We start from the raw sequence: 22521 nt of genomic DNA, 5'->3' as shown, positions 1-22521 counted from the left end.
TAAGACTAATTCAAAATATTAAAAAATGAAACTAAAGTTTAATGGATTACTAGTACTACTTTTAGTATTGGTGGCGCAAATTACATTTGCCCAAGAAAGATCTGTTTCAGGAACTGTTTCTGATAATGCAGGATTGCCTTTACCAGGCGTGAGTGTATTAGTGAAAGGAACTAAAACTGGAACGCAAAGTAATTTTGATGGAACTTATACTATCAAAGTTAGTCCAACACAAATACTAGTGTTTAGCTACATTGGTATGAAAACCCAAGAAGTAAAAGCTACTTCAACTAAAGTTAATGTCATTCTTAAAGACGAAGCAAACGAACTTGAAGCTGTTGTAGTAACGGCATTGGGAATCAAAAAACAAGAAAGAGCTTTAGGTTATGCTACTTCTGCTGTAGGAAGTAACGACATCACGAAAGGTGGAAGTCAGAATTTTGTAAATGCACTCGGTGGAAAAGTCGCTGGTTTACAAGTAATTGCATCTGGAGGTGCTCCAGGTCAAGCAAGTAGACTAGTTATTAGAGGTGGAAACAAATCACTTACTAACTCTAATGAACCATTGTATGTTATCGATGGTGTTCCAATTTCAAATTCAAATGATGGAAATGGAGATACAGTTACTGGCTTTGCAAGTCCAAACAGAGCATCAGATGTTAATCCAAACGATATAGAAACCGTAACAGTACTTAAAGGTTCTGCTGGAGCAGTGCTATACGGTAATAGAGGTTCTAACGGTGTAATTTTAATAACTACTAAAAGTGGTAAAAATAATAGTGGAGGACCAGTAATTGAATTTACTAGCCAAGTTGCAGTTGATGAGGCTTTAGTTTTGCCAGACTATCAAACTGAATTTGCTCAAGGAAATAATGGCGTAACTTATGCCGAAGGAGGATCTCGTTCTTTTGGACCACGTATTACAGGACAAACTGTAAATAGTGCGGGAGCTGGAGCAGCAAGAGGATTAGGACCGCAATCAATTCAATTAAAAGCATTTGATCCAAGAAAAGATTTCTTAAATACAGGTTTCACAAACAATAATAATGTATCATTATCTAATTCTTCAGATAAGTACAGCATGTTTGTATCATTGGGAAATTCAAGACAAACTTCTATTATACCAAATCAAGGTTTCAATAAAATCAACGCTCGTTTTAATGGAAATTATAAGTTTAACGATAAATTTAGCGCTGGTGTTAACTTCTCATATAACATTTCTAATGGAGATTTACCTTTTACTGGTCAAGATGGAAACAATCCAATTTTTGCCTTGTTCCATACACCTGTATCATGGAACCTTTCTGGATATGGATATGAAAGACCTGACGGACGCCAGATAAACTCTCGTGGTGGGTCATTTGACAACCCATATTGGACAGTTAATAAAAACTCTGCATTAAGTGACAGTAAGAGATATATAATGAGCTTAAATTTAGCTTACAATGTTGCAAGCTGGATGAAAGTTAACTACAGATTGGGTAATGACAACTTAATAGACAACAGAAAACTTTTCAGAGATAAAAATAGCGGAAGTGCTCCTAATGGTTTCCTATCATTTGATGACGTATCAAGAAATGAAATTACATCAACATTGTCATCAACATTCAACAAGAAATTTGCCGATAAATTTGAGGCGACGTTATTAATAGGTCAAGACATAAACACGCGAACATTTAGACAAACTATTATTACGGGATCTCAGCTGGTTTTACCTGGAATTCAAAACACTAATAACATTCAAACTTTTGACCCTGCATTCAATTCTACTAGTAAGCGCAACTTGATTGGAGCATTCGGAAATTTAACATTAAGCTATAATAATTATTTATTTCTAGATGTTGTAGGAAGAAATGAGTGGAGTTCAACACTTCCACAACAAAATAGAAGCTTCTTTTATCCAGGAGCAAGTGCATCGTTCATATTTTCAGATGCACTGAACATAAAAGGAGACGTTTTTAATTATGGTAAATTACGTGTAGGAGCATCAAAAACTGCTCGTGACGCGGGAGTTTACTTAACACAACAAACATTTCAACTAGGTCAATTTGCAGATGGATTTACAGATGGAATAGTTTTCCCTTTCAATGGCCTACCAGGTTACACGGTAAACAACACAATTGCCAACGCTAATTTAAAACCAGAATTTACTACAGAATACGAGATTGGGATCGAATTAAAAATGTTAAAAAACAGACTTGGTTTCGACGCATCTTATTTTAGAAATGTAAACACAGGAGGAATTATTCCTTTAGATATTTCTCCAACTACGGGAGCTCAACAAACTATTATAAACAGTGGTCAAACCAATTCTAGAGGTATTGAATTGGCTTTAAAAGCAACACCTATTCAAACTAAAGATTTTAAATGGGACATAAACGTAAACTTTAGCAAGATAAAATCCAACGTTGACCAAACTTTTCCAGGAATTGACAAAATATTCGTAGGAGGATTTGCAGGAAATCCTGCCATTTTTGCGGTACAAGGTGAACGTTACGGAAGTATCATTGGATCTGCATACGCAAGAAATGAAAGCGGAAAAATACTTACGGATGATGATGGCTACCCAGTTTTTGAAGATGGTAAAAATCTAGGATATGTTGAACCAGATTGGACAGGTGGATTAACTAATACCTTTACTTATAAAAATCTTTATATTTCTGCTCAATTTGATACTAGGCAAGGTGGATCAATTTACAGCGGAACTGAAGAATTATTGGATTTTTACGGAGTTAGTGCTAAAACTGCAAGTAGAGAAGATGACTACACATTCCCTGGGGTTAACCAAACAACCGGAAACCCAAATGATGTTGTTCTTAAACGCGATGCTGTTTGGTACGGTAGCGCATACCCTAACGAAGAATACGTTTACGAGAATAACTGGATCAAATTACGTGAAGCTTCAATCGGTTATACATTCAAATTAACTAAGAGTAGTATAAAAACATTAGATGTAAGTTTATACGGACGCAACTTAGCTTTATGGACGAAAGTTCCTCATATCGATCCAGAATCAAGTTCATTCGGTACAGGAAATGCACAAGGTGTTTCGAGATTCGCTTTTCCTACAACTAGAACAATTGGTTTTAATCTAAGAGTTCAATTTTAAAAATATAAAAAGATGAAAAAAATAAAATTTTTTGATCAGATAATAAATACTAAAAATCTTTTTGTTGGATTTTTTACAGGTATATTATTACTCTCTTCATGTACAAGCGAACTAGATATAAACAGTGATCCTAATGCTCCTACTGCAGTTCCTAATTCTACATTACTTACTTCTTCTGAAGTCAATTTAGGATACATTATTGGGGGAGAGGCTACACGTATCCCTTCAAATATAGTACAGTATTATGCCGGACATAGAGGTCAACCAAACGAATATGCTCGTTATGATATTACACCTTCATCTACAGATGGACTATGGACTAATATGTACAATGTGTTAATTGATTTAAAAACTATCGAAAATAACACAAGTGCAACCAATGATAAATTATATCTAGGAATATCACAATTACTGCAGGTGTATTCTTTTAGTGTTTTAACAGATGCTTTTGGAGATATTCCTTATTCAGATGCTTTAAAATTGTCATCTACTTTGACTCCTGCTTATGATAAACAAGAAGATATTTACAATGATCTGTTAAGAAGAGTTGATCTTGGAATTGCAAATGTAATTACAAACACGGGAGCTAATCCGGGTACAGCGGATGTAATTTATCGCGGATCAGCAACAAAATGGGCTGCTTTTGGTAACTCTCTTAAGTTACGATTATTAAACCATTTAAGTTTAAGAAGACCAACAGCGGCTTTAAATTTTCTACAAACAAACCCTACATTAATTAATGATACTGCTAATGATGCAAAATTAGTTTTTGGAATAAGCGCTTCAAACTCTAACCCAATCTATCAGTTTGACGTACTATCTGGAAGAAAAGACAATGCTGTTGCAAATACTCTTGTTAATAAAATGAAATCATTGTCTGATCCAAGAATATCGGTATATTTCAAACCGATAGTAAATGGTGCATTAGCTGGACAAATTTTAGGTAATATTCCAGGCGATGATACTGACGACTCAGGTGAAAGTTTATTTTCAAGAACTGGATCTGCATATGCATCGACTGATTCACCAGTTATTTTAATAAGTGCAGCTGAAGTAAATTTTATCAAGGCAGAAATTTATTTCAGAGCTTCTGACGCAACTAACGCTCTATTAAATTATAACAACGCAATTACTCAAGATTTAACATCCCTTGGTCTAGCAGCATCAGCAACTACATACCTAGGTAATCCTCTTGTAGCATACAATAATACATTGGAAAGAATTATGGAACAGAAATGGATCACTATGTACCAAGGTGCATATGAATCATTTGTTGATTGGAGAAGAACTGGTTTCCCAGTACTAACTCCTTCAGTTAATAACAGAACATCAAATGCTATTCCAGTTAGGTTATCTTATCCTCAAATTGAGATTAATGTGAACACTGCATCACTTCAAGCAGGTCCTGGTATTCCGTTACCATATGTATCATTAAGCAACAAAGTTTGGTGGGATTTGTAATCAAATCTTAACTATAAAAAACCATCAGCGCAGCTGGTGGTTTTTTTTTTACAAACCTTTTACCTAACTTTGAGCCATGGAAAAAGAACATCAAATATTCGGGATTAGAGCAATTATAGAAGCAATTCAATCTGGCGCAACTGTTGACAAAGTGTATATTCAGAAAGAAGCGAGCAGCGAACTTATGAAAGACTTGATGAAAGTAATGAAGCGCGGTAATATTAACTTCTCCTATGTTCCAGTTGAAAAACTAAACAGATTGACCCCCAATAACCATCAAGGTGCTGTGGCTACCATCTCTCCTATTTCGTTTTTTGATTTAGAGACCTTAATTGATACTGTACTTGAAAATGGTAAAAAACCTTTGTTTTTAATTCTGGACCAAATTTCAGATGCTAGAAATTTTGGAGCCATCATAAGAACTGCTGAATGTACAGGAGTAAATGGAATTATTGTTCAAAAAGCTGGATCGGCGCCTGTGAATGGAGATACTGTTAAAACATCTGCGGGAGCAGTTTTTAATATTCCTATTTGTAAAGTAGAACACATCAAGGATGCGATATTTTTATTGCAAGCTAACGGAATTAAAACAGTTGCTGCTACAGAAAAGACGGAGCAAAACATATATGACATCTCTTTGAACGAACCTGTTGCAATAATTATGGGATCAGAAGACAGAGGTGTAAATCCATCTGTATTGAAAATTGTAGATGAAAAAGCTAAGCTACCTATGTTTGGGACAATTGGCTCCTTAAATGTATCTGTAGCATGTGGCGCTTTTTTATATGAAGCTGTAAGACAACGTTCTTAAGAAGATATACGCTTTAAAATTTTAAATGAGTTGAAACTATGGTTTTAACTCATTTTTTTTAATTAAATCATACTGGACAGGTATACTTGAAGTGTAATATTCATAAATAGGAGATTCCTCAATGGGGATTTCAACGGGTAAATTCACGAAGTTTCCATTTTCGTCAAATCGTTGCATGAATTTATCTTGAGAAGGATCATAATCTGGATGTTCCCAATCGTATTTTATAGTTCTCTTTAACTCGGGGGTAGTATATAGAAAAGACAACAGCAAACCCGAAATTAAACCTCCTAAATGACCTTCCCACGAAATTGACTTTTCAGTTATTAGCTCTGGACTTGGAAAAACATACCATACTAAACCACCGTAAATAATAATCACTGTGAGAGATAATGCTACTAGTCTATGGTTTTTAGTTTGAATTCCTTTGAAAAAAATAAAACTAAAGAGTACATAAATTAGACTGCTAGCGCCTATATGAAAACTCTCTCTACCGATAATCCAAGTAATCATTCCTGATAATAAAACTCCATAAACAACAACTTGAACAGACTGTCTAGCATAAAAAAACTGCAAAGCTGCGAGTAAAATAAATAGTGGTATACTGTTATTATACAAATGTTCTAAATCACCATGGATGAATGGACTTAAAAAAATACCTTGAAGTCCTGAAAAGGTTCTGGGATAGATACCGTTTTGATAAAAATCAAAGTCAAATTTTATTTGCAACCAATAAACGAACCACAATAACACTATTGCAAAAAATGGAAATAATACAACTGCATTTGTAAACTTAAAATGTTTGTCTAAAGAGGCTTCTGGAATCATTTAATACTATTGTAGGTGTTTACCATTTAAGTACAAAAATGCAACCAAATAAAATAGGATGAAATTTTGTCATGCTGAAACATCCTCCTCTACTTACGATACACCCTAGCCCAGATGGGAATGACATCCTTTTATATCTTGTTTTTTACAAGATATAAAAGATAGAATGTACAGCTGGAAAAAGCTCCAAATAAAACTGTAATTTTGTATTCATAATAAATAGGTAATTGCCAACTGAATTTAAAATATGGAAGCACCACTTGCAGAACGAATACGCCCTCAAAAACTGGAAGATTATGTAAGTCAGTCCCATCTTGTGGGACCAAACGGTTCATTAACACAGCAAATTAACAAGGGAATAATTCCGTCTTTGATTTTCTGGGGACCTCCTGGCACTGGAAAAACTACTTTGTCCCAAATTATTGCGCAAGAATCTAAGCGTCCGTTTTATATTTTAAGTGCTATTAATTCTGGGGTTAAAGACATCAGGGAAGTTATTGAAAAGGCAAAACAAAGTGGCGGATTATTTACTGCCAAAAATCCTATTTTATTTATTGACGAGATTCACCGCTTTAGTAAATCGCAACAGGATTCCCTACTTGCTGCTGTTGAGAAAGGCTGGGTTACCCTTATAGGCGCCACAACTGAAAATCCTAGTTTTGAGGTAATTCCCGCCTTACTGTCAAGATGTCAAGTCTATGTGTTAAATCCGTTTACAAAAATAGATTTAGAGACCTTGCTGGAACGTGCCATGAAGAAAGACGTACTGATGTCTCAAAAAAATATTGAGCTCAAAGAAACAGAAGCTCTATTAAGGCTTTCGGGCGGTGATGGCAGAAAATTATTGAATGTTTTTGAACTTGTGGTAAATGCATCTCTTGATGACAAAATAATCATTACTAATGAACGTGTGTTTGAAGTAGTACAGCAAAATACGGTGCTGTATGACAAAACGGGCGAACAACATTATGATATAGTGTCGGCATTTATAAAATCTATTCGTGGTAGTGATCCTAATGGAGCTGTGTACTGGCTGGCACGTATGATTGAAGGCGGCGAAGATGTAAAATTTATTGCAAGAAGAATGCTTATTTTGAGTAGTGAAGATATTGGCAACGCCAATCCTACAGCTTTTATCATGGCAAACAACACTTTTCAAGCTGTAGCAACGATAGGTTATCCTGAGAGTAGAATTATTTTGAGTCAATGTGCAGTATATCTAGCAACTTCACCTAAAAGCAATGCCTCTTACTTAGCTATAGGCACCGCGCAACAGCTTGTAAAACAAACTGGAGATTTACCCGTACCGATTCATTTGCGAAATGCCCCAACTAAACTCATGAAAGAACTAGGCTATGGCGAGGAGTACAAATACTCTCATGATTACGCTAATAATTTTGCAGAACAAGAATTTTTACCTGATGATTTGAGCAATACTCCAATTTATGTACCTGGGAATAATTCAAGAGAAAACAGCATTCGTGAATTTTTAAAAAACCGTTGGCAAGATAAATACGGTTATTAAAAAATGCCTCTGCAACATGGTCACAGAGGCATTAAAAAATTTAGATTCCATTTAAAACTTGACAGCAACCTTTTCTGAAATTAGCTGATCATTTTTATAATACTCAAAAAACCATTGATTGTCCTTAAGAATCAAAGATCCTTGCAAATCATCTTTGACAGCAATAAATGAATTCTGCTGAGAAGTTTTTAGCAATTTCATAACCACTTTTGGAGTTTTATCAATCAATTGATAGCCTGTAGCTGTAGGTTGAGCATACAAAAGATCAGCTGTATCTACTGTTGCTGGTGGCGCACTGGTTACCAAGGCAGAAGAAGCTGGACTTGATACGATTTTTTGTTCGCTTTGCGGAGCTATTACTGGATTAGCTTGGATATTATTTTGTTGTACTGCAACGCCACTGTACTTGTATTTTAAAGAATTTACAGATAAAAAAGCTTCATTTATAGCTTCGGCATATGCCGCATTAAAATCTTTCTCTCTACTTTTACCAACTTCCGATTTAAAAACAAGCTTCTCATTACAATCTTTAAGAGTTACAAAAAGTTTAGTAATTAAAAATCCATTCTCTTTTTCCACATTTGCATAGAGCAAATCACACCTGTTACTATATTCATTAGGTAGATTTTCTTTATTATAAAAAGCTGTAAATCCAGCTTTTTCTAGATTGAACTTTGTTAAAGTATTCACTCGGTATTTATTTTCAGTTTTTAACCACTCAAACTTTAAGGGAACAATTACCGCTTTATAATTGTTTACCGATTGGCCAAAAGAAATACTTACGAATAAAAGTAAAATGCTTACTGCTAATTTTTTCATCTTATAAAAATTTTTTAAGTTCTAATAAATTGTTGATCTGCTTGATGCTCTGGTCAACACTTGCATTGCTTTCGTTAAAATAAATTGCATCTAATCCTGCATTGAGCGCTCCTAAAACATCGGCATCATAGCTATCTCCTATCATAATGCTAGATGCAACAGCTGCATTAGCTTGTTTTAGCGCAAAATTAAAAATTGCTGGATTAGGTTTTTTTACACCAGCCATTTCAGAGTTTGTTACGGTTTGAAAATAACTTTGAATTTTTGCATTGTACATTTTTCTAGATTGCACTTCGGCAAAGCCATTAGTAATGATATGCAAGTTGTATTTTGGCTTTAAATACTCTAAAATTTCAAAAGTCCCGTCAAATAGGTGATTGTTATCCGGTAAAAGTCTGATGTATTCATCGGAAATTTTATTTATTTGGGCATCCGAAATGGAGTAGTCAATAGCATCAAATGAATGTTTCAATCTGTTGTAACGCAATTCCTCATGCGTAATTTTGTCAAACTGATATAATTTCCAACATTCTTGATTTATAGGTACATATTTATCAATGAATAGCTTAGCATCAACTTCGGGGTGATTGTTTTTAAAAATAGTATTGAAAGTAAGTTCTGAATTTTTATCGAAATCCCATAATGTATGGTCTAGGTCAAAAAAAACATCCGTTAATTTTGTTTTCATATTTTGCGATTAAATTATGCCTTCATCGGCAAAGCTAAAATAACTGTTTTCAGTCACTATAAGATGATCTAGGACTTTAATTTCTAAACTTTCTCCTGCTTGTTTTAATTTTTTGGTGATGTGTTTGTCTGCATCACTGGGTACAAGTGTTCCTGAGGGATGGTTATGACATAAAATTAAGGCAGTTGCACCATTTTCTAAGGCTGTTTTAAAAACAAGTCGCACATCAACTAGTGTTCCAGTAATACCTCCTTTACTCAGTTGAGATTTCGCAATAATTTTATTAGAATTATTCAAAAAAATAATCCAAAACTCCTCATGTGGCAGCTCTCCTATTACGGGTTGCATGATTTCAAAAATCACTTTACTTGAGGTTACTTTTTTTAACTCCACAGTATCCTCTGCTCTACGTCGTCGACCCAATTCAAGAGCTGCAATAATTGCAATAGCCTTTGCTTCTCCCATCCCCTTAAAAGTGGTTAATTGTGCTAAGGATAATTTTCCTAATGCATTTAAATTATTGTCAACACTGGATAAAATTCGTTTGCTTAAATCAACAGCGGACTCATTCCGACTACCTGATCCTATCAATATAGCTATTAACTCCGCATCGCTAAGAGCACTTTTACCTTTGAGCATCAATTTTTCACGTGGTCTATCATCTTCGGACCAATTTGTGATGGGAAAATTAGTTTGTTCCAAGTCGTAACTTTTTAAAATTAAGCATAATACAATAGTAAAAATAGCGTTATTTTAATTAAAGATAAAAGATGAAGGCAATTTATTTCTTACTAATTATTAGCATTTTAATGCCTTATGAATCAAAGGCGCAGCAAGCCAGACCAAATATTTCGTTTGAAACACGACTTTCAAATGCGGCTTTATCCATTATAAACCCCAAAATCATTTATGATCCAACGTATAAATCCATACCCTATCCTAAAGGAGATGTATCTAAAAACAAAGGAGTTTGTACGGATGTAGTCATTAGAACTTACCGAAAGTTGAATATTGATTTACAAAAAGAAGTACATGAGGATATGAAAAATCATTTTTCGAAATATCCCAACCTTAAAAAATGGGGCATGAAAGGGACTGATACAAATATAGATCACAGAAGAGTTCCAAACTTAGAGGTTTTCTTTGAAAGAAAAGGTAAAAAACTACTGGTAACCGATGAAGCTCAAGATTATAAAACAGGTGATATTGTTACTTGGATAATTAACGGAAAACTACCCCACATAGGCATTGTAACTCATAAAAAAACGAGTGACGGCATGCGCCCACTACTTGTACATAACGTGGGAGCTGGACAAGTACTAGAAGACTGTTTATTTAAATATAAAATAGTGGGGCATTATCAATATGAAAAATAAAAGGCGCCATAATAATGGCGCCTTAAAGTTTATTACTGCATTAGATTTTTAACCTCATCAAAATTTAATCCGCCATAATTTCCAGAACTCATCAACAACAAAGCTGAATTGTCTAAATCAAGATTAAACAAATAGTTTTTAAAATCTTGTGGATTGGTATAAATAATCAAATCTTCTCTGTTAAAAGCTTTGGCTATTTGATCATAAGTTACTTCTTCCAGTTGTTTGATTTTTACAGCATCAGGCGAGTAAAACACAACTGCTACATCAGCATATTCCAGCGCTCCTTCATATTCTTTTAAAAACTCCGCATTCAAACTACTGTAGGTGTGCAATTCTAAACAGGCTACTAATTTACGATTTGGGTATTGTTCTTTTACTGCTTTAGTTGTGGCTGCTACTTTACTTGGTGAGTGTGCAAAATCTTTGTAGGCTACTTTTCCTTTTCCTTCGGCTATTTTCTCTAGACGCTTACTTGCTCCTTTAAAACTAGCGATTGCTTCGTAAAAATCAGCTTCATCAACACCCATGTTTTGGCAAATCCATTTGGCACCAGCCAAATTATTTAAATTGTGCGCACCAAACACTTCAATCGGCATGTCCCCTTCTGGAGTTTCTAAAAGTGTTACTCCATCACTAACTATATATTGAGGTGTAGCATAGGCTAATTTACGGATCGGATTTGTTGCAGCCTCAGCAACGCGCTTCACTTCGGCATCGTCTTCGTTGTACACTAATATTCCACCGTTCGTAATTTTATCAATAAAAATTTCAAACTGCTCCACGTAATTTTCATAAGTCGGGAAAACATTTATGTGATCCCAAGCAATACCTGAAATTAGAGCAATATTAGGCTGATACAAATGAAATTTAGGACGCCTGTCTATAGGTGACGACAAATACTCATCCCCTTCAAGTACCATAAAATCATTTTCTTCTGTCAAGTGCACCATCGTATCAAAACCCTCAAGTTGCGCTCCTACCATATAATCTACAGCAATATTATGATAATGCATCACGTGCAAAATCATAGATGTTATAGTAGTCTTTCCGTGAGAACCTCCTATCACTACGCGAGTTTTGTTTTTTGATTGCTCGTATAAAAATTCTGGATAAGAATATATTTTTAACCCTAAAGCTTGTGCTTGTAGTAATTCAGGATTATCAGCTTTGGCATGCATACCCAAAATAATTGCTTCAATATCTTGTGTTATTTTTTCGGGAAACCAACCCATCTCTTGCGGAAGTAATCCTTTTTTTTCTAACCGTGATTTCGAAGGCTCAAAAACTGCATCGTCACTACCTGTAACTTTATATCCCTTGTTGTGCAAAGCAAGTGCCAAGTTATGCATGGCGCTACCTCCTATTGCTATGAAATGGAGATGGTTGGATGTATTTGAACTTAATACTGATTGGTTAGAATTTGGATGTGTAGTTTCCATATTTATATTTTTCTGAATTTTATTTGCGCATTGGCCACAGCCAAATAACGGAGTGAGATTATTACGTTTTCTTTAATTTATGTTTGTATAAATTGTCTAATTTTTGGGAACCTACTTTTGTACTACCCGCCTGAATGGCTTTTTTATATTGATTTTCTGCAGCAGCGTATCGTTCAAAATATTCATCAATATGCCCTCTTGAAAGGTAGCCGTCTACAGGTGATAATTTTGCTAATTCATTGGAATATTTAATCGCTTTAGACTCGCTTCCGCCAACAATTCCAGGCAACTGAATATACAATTCTATCAATGCCCATCGGGAGTCAATATGCTTTGGGTTTAATACAATGGCTTTTTCAAATGAAGATTTAACCTCATCAATCATTCCAAGCGCTTTAAACTTATTCACGGTCTTGGCTTTCATACCAAGCGCACCACCATATTTATAATGATAATCTGCCTCAGTAGGCTTAAGCACTTTGAGCTTTTTATAATAGACTATCGCTTTATCCCATGATTTAGATTGACCCGCAATATCGCCTAGGTATTCTATAACCTTAGTATCAGTAGGATTGGTTTTCAAAATACCTTCAAAAAGAACTTCTGCCTGACTGTATTTTTCATCCTTGAAAAGTTTCTCTGCTTTTTCAAAATTGGATTGAGACCACATCATCATTGGTAGCAATAAAAAAGAATAAAGAATTTGTTTCATTTTTCAAAAATAAGAAATTTATATAAGGATGTGAAAAGATTATGAGCCAACATTACAACTAAAAGTATAATGAAATAGAAAACTTAAAAAAACTTTCCCATAACATGTTACTATTACTTTAGCTAGAGATTATATGTCATGTTATTAATACTGCTATTTCACAAACAAAGTTCTTGCCACAAAGCCAACTTAGGATAAATGAATTAGTAATGAGGGTCTATTTTTCGCAACCAAAAAAACAATATGAAAATATTTTATGCCATTCAAGCCACAGGAAACGGCCACATCAGTAGAGCTACACAATTATACCCATATTTACTTCAATACGGCACAGTAGATTTCTTCTTGAGTGGCAACAATGCAAGCTTAGATCTTAAAATACCTATTCGCTATAAAAGCAATGGTTGCAGTTTGTACTACAGTAAGTGTGGCGGACTCGATTACTGGAATATTGCAAAAAACATAAAACCACGCCAAATCTATAAAGACGCTGATGCACTACCACTTAAAGACTACGATGTGGTAATCAATGATTTTGACGCCATCACATCTCTAGCTTGTAAAATGCAAAACGTCCATTCGGTTCAATTGGGACATCAAGCCAGTTTCCTCTCTAAAAACACTCCCAGACCCGATAAAAAAAACATCATGGGCGAACTCATTTTACAGCATTATGCTAAAGCGCCAAAGAACATTGGCTTGCACTTTGAAAACTACGACAGCTTCATAAGGCCTCCCATGATCAAGGACAAAATAATTGAAGCCAATCCCCAAAATTTACAACATATCACTGTTTATTTACCATCTTTTGACCAAGACTGTCTCGAAAAAGCGTTTCAAAAGTTACACGATGTAACATTTCATTGGTTCCTTAGCAGCGTAACTCACAAACACACCATTCAAAATATTACCTATTATCCCGTTAACCAAAAACAATTCAATAAGAGCCTCATCACTTGTGACGGAATTATTACGGGCGGCGGTTTTGAAACTCCTGCCGAAGCACTATACCTCAAGAAGAAAGTATTGAGTATCCCAATTCGCAATCATTACGAGCAAGAATGTAACGCCGCAGCATTAAAAAAACTTGGCGTTCCGGTAGTGTATACCGTCGATAAAGAATTTGATAGTATAATTTCAAACTGGCTAAACCTCAAAATTACCTATCCCGAAATGCAGGCCAATAATATTCCCGAAACGCTTCAATACCTTTTTGATACCTATCGAGATTAAAATTAATTTTGGGGAATGCCCCGCAAAAAAAGCGGGTCGGGCTATACAGTACAATCTTTTTTGCGAAAAAAACGCAAAAAAGGATTTCCCTTTCTATCCCTCATTCAAAAACGGCAATAAATAGCTATAACAACCTTATATCCAAACAGCAAAAAATAAAATATTTTAGCAAAATCTAATTTTTTTATTACTTTAGTAAAAAATAAATTATGAAAACACTAGCAGAATGGTTTGAGGAATATAGCGTAAGCCACAAGAACCTGACCAATAAAAAGATTCATTATATCTGTGTACCACTTATCTTTTTCTCGGTGGTAGGTTTGTTCATGAGTATCCCAAGTGGCGTTTTATCTCCCCTAGCCTCCCTAAATCCTGCGCTTGCCAATTGGGCTTTTGTAGCATTACTACTTGTTTTGTTTTTTTACTTTAGACTTTCCTTAGTAATGGGTTTAAAAATGACCTTCTTTACAGCTATTTGTCTCATCGGAAATTATTTAGTTTCCCAATACGTACCACTAGTTTGGTTTTCTATAATTGTATTCACCGTAGGATGGATTGGACAGTTTTATGGCCACAAAATCGAAGGTAAAAAACCATCCTTTATCAAAGATCTACAATTCTTATTAATTGGTCCTGCATGGGTAATACACTCGGTGTTTAGCACCAAATAAGAATAATATAAAAAAGAAATTTTTCTACTTTGTTTCTTCAAAAGAGTAAATGGAGAGGATCAAAAAATTATAAAACAGCAACTTAAACAATAAAGTTGCTGTTTTTTTTATGCCTAGCAGTCCCAAAAAAAATCTAGTAAACTCTTTATAAATTGCATTCAAAAAAAGTGTAATTTGTAGCGCAATTCAATCAAGACAAAACTTTAATAGACACAGCCATTTACAATGAAAAAATACATCTTAATTTTATTTTTTATGACAGTAACCGCCTTCTCTCAGCAATATGAAAAGAAATGGTCACAGATCCTAGTCCAAGAAAATAAAGGCAAAATAAAAACATCAACTGAACTTGTTGATGCTATTTACAAAAAAGCAAAGAAAGAGAATAATGAAGTTCAAATCATTAAATGTTTTTTTTACAAGTCAAAATACCTGCAAGTTCTTGAAGAAGATGCACAAAGTAAAATCATTCGCAATCTTAAAGCCGAAATAAATACCGCAACGATACCTTCAAAAGCAATTTTGAATTTAGTGTATGCGAAGTGTTTAATAGCGTATAAAAATAAAAACTCCTATTTGATATACAATAGAACAAATACGACTAGTCTTGAGGATGATTTTCTGACTTGGACTGCTAAAGACTTCGAAAAAGAGATCTCTTCTTCGATATCAAAAACGCTAGCAGACGAAACCATTTTAAAAAAAACACCATTAACACAATATGAAGCAGTATTTGATTTTTCGAAAAACCAAGACACAAATGAATCCTTATATGCTTATATATTGGGTGAAAACATAGACTATCTTAAAACAAATCTTAATTATTGGCAAAGCAGAAATAACAAACAGCTGCAAGCCATGAAGGAAGAACTTTTTCAGGATTCAGAAAAATTTGTACAATTAAATTTTGATTTTTTAGAAAAGGAACCTATAAAACTTGTACTTCAGTTATACCAAGAACTGGAAAAAGAACACAGCACTAGTGAGAAGCAACTCACCCGCATGAAATTCATCCAGGCTTACGTAAATATTTCACATGAATTATATTTGAAATTCATAAACCAAATCAAAACGAAACCCACTGACACCATTAGCAAAGAAAAAATTCAAATAGAAAACGCTAGTATCCTTCTTGCAAATGCCTCAAAAAAGAATTTTCCTGATTACAATAAAAAAGCACTCGCATTACTGGATAGCATTATAAAAAACAACAGCAGGACTAATGCTTTTAAACAAGCAGTACAACTGCACCATGCAACCACATTAAAAACACTGACAGTTCAACTTCAAAAACAGTCTTATACCAATGAAAATACTAGAGCCTTTGTACAATACAAAAACGTAAACAAACTCAAGGTTACATTTTATAAAATAGGCCAAAAAACAAATCAAATTTTACAAAACGCGAGTTATAACAAAGATAGCTTAGTTCAAACCATTAGAGCTAAAAAAGAAATTGCAACTAGAGATTATGATTTAGAAAACAAAAAAGATTATTATGAATACACTACAGAAATCCTCCTGCCACAACTAGAGACAGGAACTTATTTAGTATATCTAGAAAGTGATTCTTTTGATGCAAATGAAAAAGCCTATGCATTTAAAACTCTAACTGTTACTAATATTGCTGTATTGGCCACGCATAAAAATAATATGCATTGGTACCAAGTTTTAGACAGAAAGACAGGGAAACCTCTTGAAAATGTTTCTGTTAAATCACCACGTGAAACACTAACCACTAACAAGAAGGGAATTGCAATCGCACCAAAAGAAAAAGACAATGACAATGATGAAATCATAGAATTCTCCTTTAAGAATGACACTTTATCATTAGAGAAACAATATGTTTACAATACCTATGATTACGAAATTAAAGATGATGCCCCAGAGGCAATGGTAGAATTCTTTTTAGACCGCGCTATTTACAGACCCGGACAAACTGTTTACTACAAAGGGATTGCATTCCAAAAAAACAATAACACCTCTCAAGTTGTATCCAAAACTAGTTTTCATATTCGACTAAAAAATGCAAACTATGAGACTTTCAAAGAATTTGATGTCACTACAAATGAATTTGGTTCTTTTTCTGGAGAATTTAATATCCCAAAAACAGGTTTAACCGGTGAATTTAGGATAGAGGCTGAAGAACCCGATGATTATGAAAAAGATGTAATTTATGACACCATAAAGGACGAACATCCATTTTGGGATGTTGTAGAATTCAACCATAGTGTTGCTACATTTCAAGTTGAAGAATACAAACGTCCCAAATTTGAAGTGACTTTTGAGCCGTTTACCAAAACGTATCAAGTCAATCAAAATATTTTGGCAACAGGTCAAGCCAAAGCTTTTTCGGGGAGTTCAATATCAGATGCTATCGTTAAATACGAAGTGAAATTAATTACTTTGTCTGGCAGAAATGGATACGATTTTAATTTTGATAATGAAATAAAATCCATTTTAATTGGCGATACTAAAACCGATGCTTCAGGAAAATTCGAAATCAATTTCATAGCCAATCCCTCAAACAACATAAGCAAAGAAGAGCTTCCACTTTTTAAATACCTCATCCATGCAACTGTTACTGACATTAATGGTGAAACACACACAACTCAAACAGAAGTGATTGTTGGGTACCACACTTTAAAGTTAACGGCATCGGTACAGCCAAGTATAAAAACTAGTGATAAAAACCAAATCACATTAAACAGCACCAATCTTAACAACGCATTTATTCCCACGCAAGGAGAGATTAAACTGTATTATGTTAGTCCGTTTGCCACTAAATTTAAACCTAGAATTTTTAGTCAACCAGAAATTGTATCTATTCCTGATGAGGAATTTGAAAGACTTTTTCCTTATGAATTGAACGAAAAACAAAATGCAGTAAAGCCAACCGAAACCTTAGTTTTTTCTAAAAAAGTGAATACTGAAAAGGATAAGGAATTAATTTTAGATTTTATTTCTGATTATAAATCTGGTAATTACAGAGTAGTTTTTTCAGCTGTAGACAACTTTAATAATCCAATAGAAACGAGTTCAAATTTTCAAATCATTCAAAGTAAAGACAAATTTGATTCCAGCAAATTATTTACGGCAAAACAACTTAATGAAGATCCAAAAAAAGATGGATTTGTGCTGGTAAAACTATCCTCTACTATACCTGATTTGTACATCAACACAACAGGAAACTATCATGGCTATATCTATTTTGAAGATGTGTTTCATTTAGAAAACAACGAAACTATTATCAAAATTCCTCTAAAAAATGAATTCGAAAATGAAATCTGTATTGGTTTTGAATCTGTATTTGAAAATAACACTTTCCAAGATCGTTTAGAGATTTACTTAAAAAAGGTAGAACCTAGTTTAAATTTCTCCATAGAAAGTTTTAGAAATAAAATAGAGCCTGGAAGTAATGAAAATTGGTCTTTCCAATTAAAATCATCCAATACCATTCAAGAAGCTGAAATTTTAGCCTCAATGTATGACAGCTCTCTTGACCAGTTTACGAAGAAAAACTGGAGTGAATTAAAAATAAATAACTACTACTCGAATTCATTACGCTTCAAAAATAGTTTGGGTTTTGATAAAGAATACATTACACTTTTAAATTTAAATCCCTTTTTGAATCGCATTACCTTTGATATTGAAAACACGAATTTAATGTGGTTTGGTTTTGACTTTAATGACTCCTTTACTTCAAAAAATATTGACGAATACCGCAAGCAAATCAACAATAAAAGTAAAAAACCACTGAATGCCAAAATGATTTCAGGTTATGTTTTTGATAAAAACGAACCTCTTCCAGGAGTTGTAATCCAAATTGACGGAACAAATCGAGGTACACAATCAGATTTTGATGGATATTACCAGATTGAAGCTGCACAAGGGGAAGAATTAACCTTCTCCTATATTGGTTTTGAGGCAAAAAAAATTACCGTAACCACAAAGGTAATTGATGTTCAACTTGAAGAGTCAAGCTCAAGTTTACAAGAAGTAGTGATTACGGGATATGGCAGTCAAAAAGGTAAAGCGTCAACTGGTGTAGCCGCAGTTGTTGAAGAAGCACCAGACAACGCCATTTACGCTACCGCAGGAATAGACAAACAGCTAGCCGGAACCGTAAAAGGTTTACAAGTATCCGGAGCAGCAAATAAAATAATTATTAGAGGTGCGAACAGTACATCTGCATCCATTGACGCACTTTGTATCGTTGACGGAGTACCCATGACCATGGAGCAAATAAAATCAATTGCACCAAATGACATTATTGACATCGAAGTTTTAAAAGCCGACAAAGCCATAGCTTTATATGGCGAAAAAGGCAAAAACGGAGTCATCATCATCACTACCAAAAAAGCACTTGAAGCCTTAACACAAGTAAAAGCAAGAAAAAATCTATCTGAAACTGCTTTCTTTTACCCACATCTAAAAACCGATGACAAAGGGAAACTGAGCTTCAGTTTTAGCACACCAGAGGCTTTAACCAGTTGGAAACTACGTTTGTTAGCTCATAACAAAGCCGCTGTTTCAGGGTATTTAGAAAAAATGACCGTTACTCAAAAAGAACTGATGATTACTCCTAATTTTCCTCGTTTTTTTCGAGAAAAAGATTCAATCGTGATTACAGCCAAAATTGCAAACATCACCAATGAAACTAAAAAAGGAATGGCCGTTTTACAACTTTTTGATGCTACTACCATGCAAGAAGTTGATGTTAAAATGGCAAATAATAACACCGTCAAAAACTTCACTATTGCAGCATTTGGCAATACATCTGTAAATTGGAAAATCTATATTCCTGAAGGTTTACAAGGAGTTCAATATAAAATAGTAGCAAAAGCAGGAGACTTTTCAGATGGCGAGGAAAACATTGTACCCGTTTTAACGAACAACTTGCTTGTCACAGAGAGCATTCCTATTTGGGTAAGAGACAATTCTAAGAAAGAGTTTTCACTTGAAAATTTAAAAAACAACACCTCTACTACTTTAAAAAACCATCAATTTACCTTTGAGTACACCTCAAATCCTACTTGGCTCGCCATACAATCCTTGCCATACTTAATGGAATACGAACACGAATGTGCTGAACAAACATTTGCACGTTTCTATTCGAATGCGTTGGCGTCAGAAATCATTTCAAGCAATCCAAAAATTGAAAGTCTTTTTAAAACTTGGACAGCAAACAAAAAAACTGACTCCAAACTGGAGGAGAATGAAGAATTAAAGTCAATAATTCTAGCCGAAACACCATGGATCAATGATGCAAAAAGTGATGCCGAGAAAAAGAAAAACCTAGCTTTACTTTTTGATTTAGAAAAAATGAAAAGTGCGCAAGAAATTGCTTTTTCCAAATTAAAACAGAAACAAAAACCTTCCGGAGGCTTTGGCTGGTTTGACGGCGGAAATGAAAGCGAATACATTACAAGACATATCTTAGCAGGTCTAGGGCATTTATCAAAATTAAGCACAACTATTAACAGTACTGAAAAAATAGCACAAATTGCTAAAACAGGTATTCCATTTTTAGACCAAAAGTTTTTAGAGCAACATAAGAATAGAATGGCAGCATCAACTCCATCAGAAAAAATAATTTGGCACAATCCGTACTCTGAATTGCATTACCTCTATACGCGTAGTTTTTATGTTGAGCAGCAACCTCTTTCTGATACAATAAAGAAAGTCTCAAAATGGTATATAGAAACCGCAAAAAAAGATTGGCTATCCTATTCCTTATACGAAAAAGGTTTGGCAGCCATAACATTAAATCGATTTGGTGAAAAAGATACCGCAAAAAAAATAATAGAAAGCTTAAAAGAAACAGCCTCTAACAATGAAGATTGGGGCATGTACTGGATTGCTAACAAAGCAGGCTGGTATTGGCATCAAGCACCTATTGAAACGCAAGCTTTGCTCATTGAGGCTTTCGCCGAAGTGACAAACGACAAGAAAGCAGTAGACGAAATGAAAGTTTGGTTGTTAAAAAACAAACAAGTTAAAAATTGGCCTACCACAAAAGCAACGACCGAGGCTGTCTACGCACTACTAATGCAAGGAACCGATTGGTTGAGTGTAAAAGACAATACCGTGATCAAAATTGGTGACGAAAAAATACTTACCAAAAAACTCTCCGAAAACGAAAAAGAGGCCGAAACTGGTTATGTAAAACTCAACTGGAAATCAGATGAAATCAAAAAAGAAATGGGAACTATTAGCATTCAAAACAAATCAAATGTCCCTGGATTTGGCGGAATCTATTGGCAATATTTTGAAGAATTAGATCAAATAAAAAATAATTCGGGAGGTATTTTATCGGTTGCAAAAGAATTGTTCATCAAAAAAAACACAGCTAATGGTGATGTTTTACAAAAAATAAATGCAGCAATTCCATTACAAATTGGAGATTTAGTTACCGTAAGATTAATCATTACGGCAAAGGAAGACATGGAATTTGTTCATTTAAAAGACCTAAGAGCCTCTTGTTTTGAACCCGTAAATGTACTATCTGAATACCAATACAAAGGAGGATTAGGATTTTACAACAGTACAAAAGATGCTGCGACTCATTTCTTTTTTGACTCCATAAACAAAGGAACCTATGTATTAGAATATGATATTCGCGTCAATAATGCGGGAGCATTTTCAAATGGAATTACAACTATTCAAAGTATGTACGCCCCAGAATTCAGTAGTCATACCAAAGGGATTCGTATAAAAGTTAAAAACTAAATATATGCCACAAAAAAAATCCGCTTCAATTTCTTGAAGCGGATTTACAATTTAAAAAAGTGAAATTAGTCGTTCAACATTTTCCACAATTTGTCTTTTAATTCTGTAAGTCCTTGTTGCGCTACAGAAGATATAAACATATACGGAATATCTTTGAAAGACGCATCAAGTTCTGTTTTCAATTCTGCTTTTAACTCATCATCCAGCATGTCGCATTTAGAAATAACTAATAAACGCTCTTTATCTAGCATTTCTGGGTTGTATTTGGTCAACTCATTCACAAGAATATCATATTCTCCTTTGATATCTGGTGTATCAACAGGAACTAAAAATAACAATGTAGAGTTACGCTCAATGTGTCTTAAAAAATAATGTCCAAGACCTTTACCCTCAGCAGCTCCTTCAATAATTCCCGGAATATCAGCAATAACAAAAGATTGAAAATCTCTGTACGCCACAATTCCTAAATTAGGTTTTAAAGTTGTAAAAGGATAATCAGCAATTTTTGGCTTAGCCGAAGTCAAAACAGATAATAAAGTTGACTTACCTGCATTAGGAAAACCAACTAAACCTACATCAGCAAGTACCTTCAATTCTAAAATAACATCCATTTCTACTCCTGGCAAACCTGGCTGAGAGTATCGTGGCGTTTGATTGGTTGAGCTTCTAAAATGCCAGTTTCCTAATCCACCTTTGCCACCGCGTGAAAGGACTTGTTTTTCGCCATCCTCAGTAATTTCAAATAAAATTTCTCCTGTTTCCTTATCTTTAACTACAGTACCAAGTGGCACCTCAATGTATTTATCTTCCCCATCAGCTCCAGTACTCCTATCTCCACTTCCATCGCCGCCATTTCCTGCTTTGATATGTCTTGCAAATTTCAAATGAAAAAGCGTCCATAAACTTTTATTCCCTACAAGATAAACGTGTCCACCTCTTCCACCATCACCACCATCTGGTCCACCATATTGTATGAACTTTTCTCTATGCAAGTGCGTAGATCCTTTTCCACCTTTTCCAGATGAAACATATATTTTAACGTAATCTACAAAATTTCCCTCAGTCATTTTTTTTAGTATTCAGTTTTAATTCTAGTTTAAATAGTAATTAACTAACT

At 34.4% G+C, this 22521-nt stretch carries 15 protein-coding genes; 8 read left to right on the top strand and 7 right to left on the bottom strand.

All coding sequences use genetic code 11. The features are described 5' to 3' along the window. Positions 1-25 precede the first annotated feature (25 nt). The 3 genes from LQ189_RS01935 to rlmB all read left to right on the top strand — a co-directional run bounded on the left by LQ189_RS01935 (position 26) and on the right by rlmB (position 5378). Entirely contained in the window at positions 26-3106 is a 3081-nt protein-coding gene (locus LQ189_RS01935; RefSeq protein ID WP_230154046.1) for a SusC/RagA family TonB-linked outer membrane protein, read from the top strand. Between the two features lie 12 nt (positions 3107-3118). Further along, positions 3119-4567 carry a SusD/RagB family nutrient-binding outer membrane lipoprotein gene (locus LQ189_RS01930; RefSeq protein WP_230154045.1) on the top strand — a complete coding sequence of 483 codons (1449 nt, stop codon included), beginning with the start codon at positions 3119-3121 and terminating at the stop codon, positions 4565-4567. 76 nt (positions 4568-4643) lie between these two features. Beyond that, on the top strand, positions 4644-5378 hold the full coding sequence (gene rlmB / locus LQ189_RS01925) for a 23S rRNA (guanosine(2251)-2'-O)-methyltransferase RlmB (RefSeq protein WP_086452768.1): 735 nt from the start codon (positions 4644-4646) through the stop codon (positions 5376-5378). Between the two features lie 36 nt (positions 5379-5414). On the opposite strand, the gene LQ189_RS01920 is transcribed toward rlmB, so the two are convergent. Then, the gene (locus LQ189_RS01920) at positions 5415-6206 is read right to left on the bottom strand and encodes a rhomboid family intramembrane serine protease (protein ID WP_230154044.1); all 792 of its coding nucleotides are present in this window, start codon (positions 6204-6206) and stop codon (positions 5415-5417) included. A gap of 247 nt (positions 6207-6453) precedes the next feature. Between LQ189_RS01920 and LQ189_RS01915 the strand changes: the two genes are divergently transcribed. Next, complete coding sequence (locus tag LQ189_RS01915) at positions 6454-7731, top strand: replication-associated recombination protein A (RefSeq protein ID WP_086452770.1); 1278 nt, start codon at positions 6454-6456, stop codon at positions 7729-7731. A 51-nt stretch (positions 7732-7782) separates the two neighbouring features. Here the strand turns inward: LQ189_RS01915 and LQ189_RS01910 are convergent, their stop codons facing one another. The 3 genes from LQ189_RS01910 to radC are packed head-to-tail and all read right to left on the bottom strand — an operon-like array spanning position 7783 to position 9940. Beyond that, entirely contained in the window at positions 7783-8550 is a 768-nt protein-coding gene (locus LQ189_RS01910) for a hypothetical protein (RefSeq protein WP_230154043.1), read from the bottom strand. A gap of 1 nt (position 8551) precedes the next feature. Further along, positions 8552-9238 carry a YjjG family noncanonical pyrimidine nucleotidase gene (locus LQ189_RS01905; RefSeq protein WP_230154042.1) on the bottom strand — a complete coding sequence of 229 codons (687 nt, stop codon included), beginning with the start codon at positions 9236-9238 and terminating at the stop codon, positions 8552-8554. Between the two features lie 9 nt (positions 9239-9247). Further along, positions 9248-9940, bottom strand: a complete 693-nt coding sequence (gene radC / locus LQ189_RS01900) for a DNA repair protein RadC (RefSeq protein ID WP_230154041.1) — start codon at positions 9938-9940, stop codon at positions 9248-9250. Positions 9941-10047: 107 nt separating this feature from the next. Here radC and LQ189_RS01895 point away from each other — a divergent pair, with 107 nt between their 5' ends. After that, positions 10048-10614 carry a DUF1287 domain-containing protein gene (locus LQ189_RS01895; RefSeq protein WP_230158612.1) on the top strand — a complete coding sequence of 189 codons (567 nt, stop codon included), beginning with the start codon at positions 10048-10050 and terminating at the stop codon, positions 10612-10614. A 32-nt stretch (positions 10615-10646) separates the two neighbouring features. Here the strand turns inward: LQ189_RS01895 and murC are convergent, their stop codons facing one another. Both murC and LQ189_RS01885 read right to left on the bottom strand, forming a co-directional pair. Further along, positions 10647-12056 carry a UDP-N-acetylmuramate--L-alanine ligase gene (murC, locus tag LQ189_RS01890; protein ID WP_255667776.1) on the bottom strand — a complete coding sequence of 470 codons (1410 nt, stop codon included), beginning with the start codon at positions 12054-12056 and terminating at the stop codon, positions 10647-10649. Between the two features lie 61 nt (positions 12057-12117). Continuing rightward, complete coding sequence (locus LQ189_RS01885) at positions 12118-12768, bottom strand: lipopolysaccharide assembly protein LapB (RefSeq protein WP_230154040.1); 651 nt, start codon at positions 12766-12768, stop codon at positions 12118-12120. 243 nt (positions 12769-13011) lie between these two features. Between LQ189_RS01885 and LQ189_RS01880 the strand changes: the two genes are divergently transcribed. From LQ189_RS01880 to LQ189_RS01870, 3 genes are all read left to right on the top strand, one after another. Continuing rightward, entirely contained in the window at positions 13012-14001 is a 990-nt protein-coding gene (locus tag LQ189_RS01880; protein ID WP_230154039.1) for a glycosyltransferase family protein, read from the top strand. A 209-nt stretch (positions 14002-14210) separates the two neighbouring features. Beyond that, complete coding sequence (locus LQ189_RS01875) at positions 14211-14672, top strand: DUF962 domain-containing protein (protein WP_230154038.1); 462 nt, start codon at positions 14211-14213, stop codon at positions 14670-14672. Positions 14673-14897: 225 nt separating this feature from the next. After that, positions 14898-21404 carry a carboxypeptidase-like regulatory domain-containing protein gene (locus LQ189_RS01870; RefSeq protein WP_230154037.1) on the top strand — a complete coding sequence of 2169 codons (6507 nt, stop codon included), beginning with the start codon at positions 14898-14900 and terminating at the stop codon, positions 21402-21404. A gap of 65 nt (positions 21405-21469) precedes the next feature. Here LQ189_RS01870 and obgE read toward each other — a convergent pair whose 3' ends face one another. Continuing rightward, positions 21470-22471, bottom strand: coding sequence for a GTPase ObgE (obgE, locus tag LQ189_RS01865; RefSeq protein ID WP_230154036.1), 1002 nt, complete (start codon positions 22469-22471; stop codon positions 21470-21472). Positions 22472-22521 lie beyond the last annotated feature (50 nt).

Origin of the sequence: Flavobacterium sp. CECT 9288 (genome assembly GCF_918731615.1) — a bacterium.
Classification (GTDB): Bacteria; Bacteroidota; Bacteroidia; order Flavobacteriales; family Flavobacteriaceae; genus Flavobacterium.
Note: the sequence above shows the minus strand (reverse complement) of the source record. Positions and strands in the feature narration are given on the sequence as shown.

Excerpts from the sequence above, each read along its gene's own strand:
- LQ189_RS01935 (WP_230154046.1), top strand. The coding sequence starts at position 26 with ATGAAACTAAAGTTTAATGGATTACTAGTACTACTTTTAGTATTGGTG.
- LQ189_RS01930 (WP_230154045.1), top strand. The coding sequence starts at position 3,119 with ATGAAAAAAATAAAATTTTTTGATCAGATAATAAATACTAAAAATCTT.
- rlmB (WP_086452768.1), top strand. The coding sequence starts at position 4,644 with ATGGAAAAAGAACATCAAATATTCGGGATTAGAGCAATTATAGAAGCA.
- LQ189_RS01920 (WP_230154044.1), bottom strand. The coding sequence starts at position 6,206 with ATGATTCCAGAAGCCTCTTTAGACAAACATTTTAAGTTTACAAATGCA.
- LQ189_RS01915 (WP_086452770.1), top strand. The coding sequence starts at position 6,454 with ATGGAAGCACCACTTGCAGAACGAATACGCCCTCAAAAACTGGAAGAT.
- LQ189_RS01910 (WP_230154043.1), bottom strand. The coding sequence starts at position 8,550 with ATGAAAAAATTAGCAGTAAGCATTTTACTTTTATTCGTAAGTATTTCT.
- LQ189_RS01905 (WP_230154042.1), bottom strand. The coding sequence starts at position 9,238 with ATGAAAACAAAATTAACGGATGTTTTTTTTGACCTAGACCATACATTA.
- LQ189_RS01895 (WP_230158612.1), top strand. The coding sequence starts at position 10,048 with ATGCCTTATGAATCAAAGGCGCAGCAAGCCAGACCAAATATTTCGTTT.
- murC (WP_255667776.1), bottom strand. The coding sequence starts at position 12,056 with ATGGAAACTACACATCCAAATTCTAACCAATCAGTATTAAGTTCAAAT.
- LQ189_RS01885 (WP_230154040.1), bottom strand. The coding sequence starts at position 12,768 with ATGAAACAAATTCTTTATTCTTTTTTATTGCTACCAATGATGATGTGG.
- LQ189_RS01880 (WP_230154039.1), top strand. The coding sequence starts at position 13,012 with ATGAAAATATTTTATGCCATTCAAGCCACAGGAAACGGCCACATCAGT.
- LQ189_RS01875 (WP_230154038.1), top strand. The coding sequence starts at position 14,211 with ATGAAAACACTAGCAGAATGGTTTGAGGAATATAGCGTAAGCCACAAG.
- LQ189_RS01870 (WP_230154037.1), top strand. The coding sequence starts at position 14,898 with ATGAAAAAATACATCTTAATTTTATTTTTTATGACAGTAACCGCCTTC.
- obgE (WP_230154036.1), bottom strand. The coding sequence starts at position 22,471 with ATGACTGAGGGAAATTTTGTAGATTACGTTAAAATATATGTTTCATCT.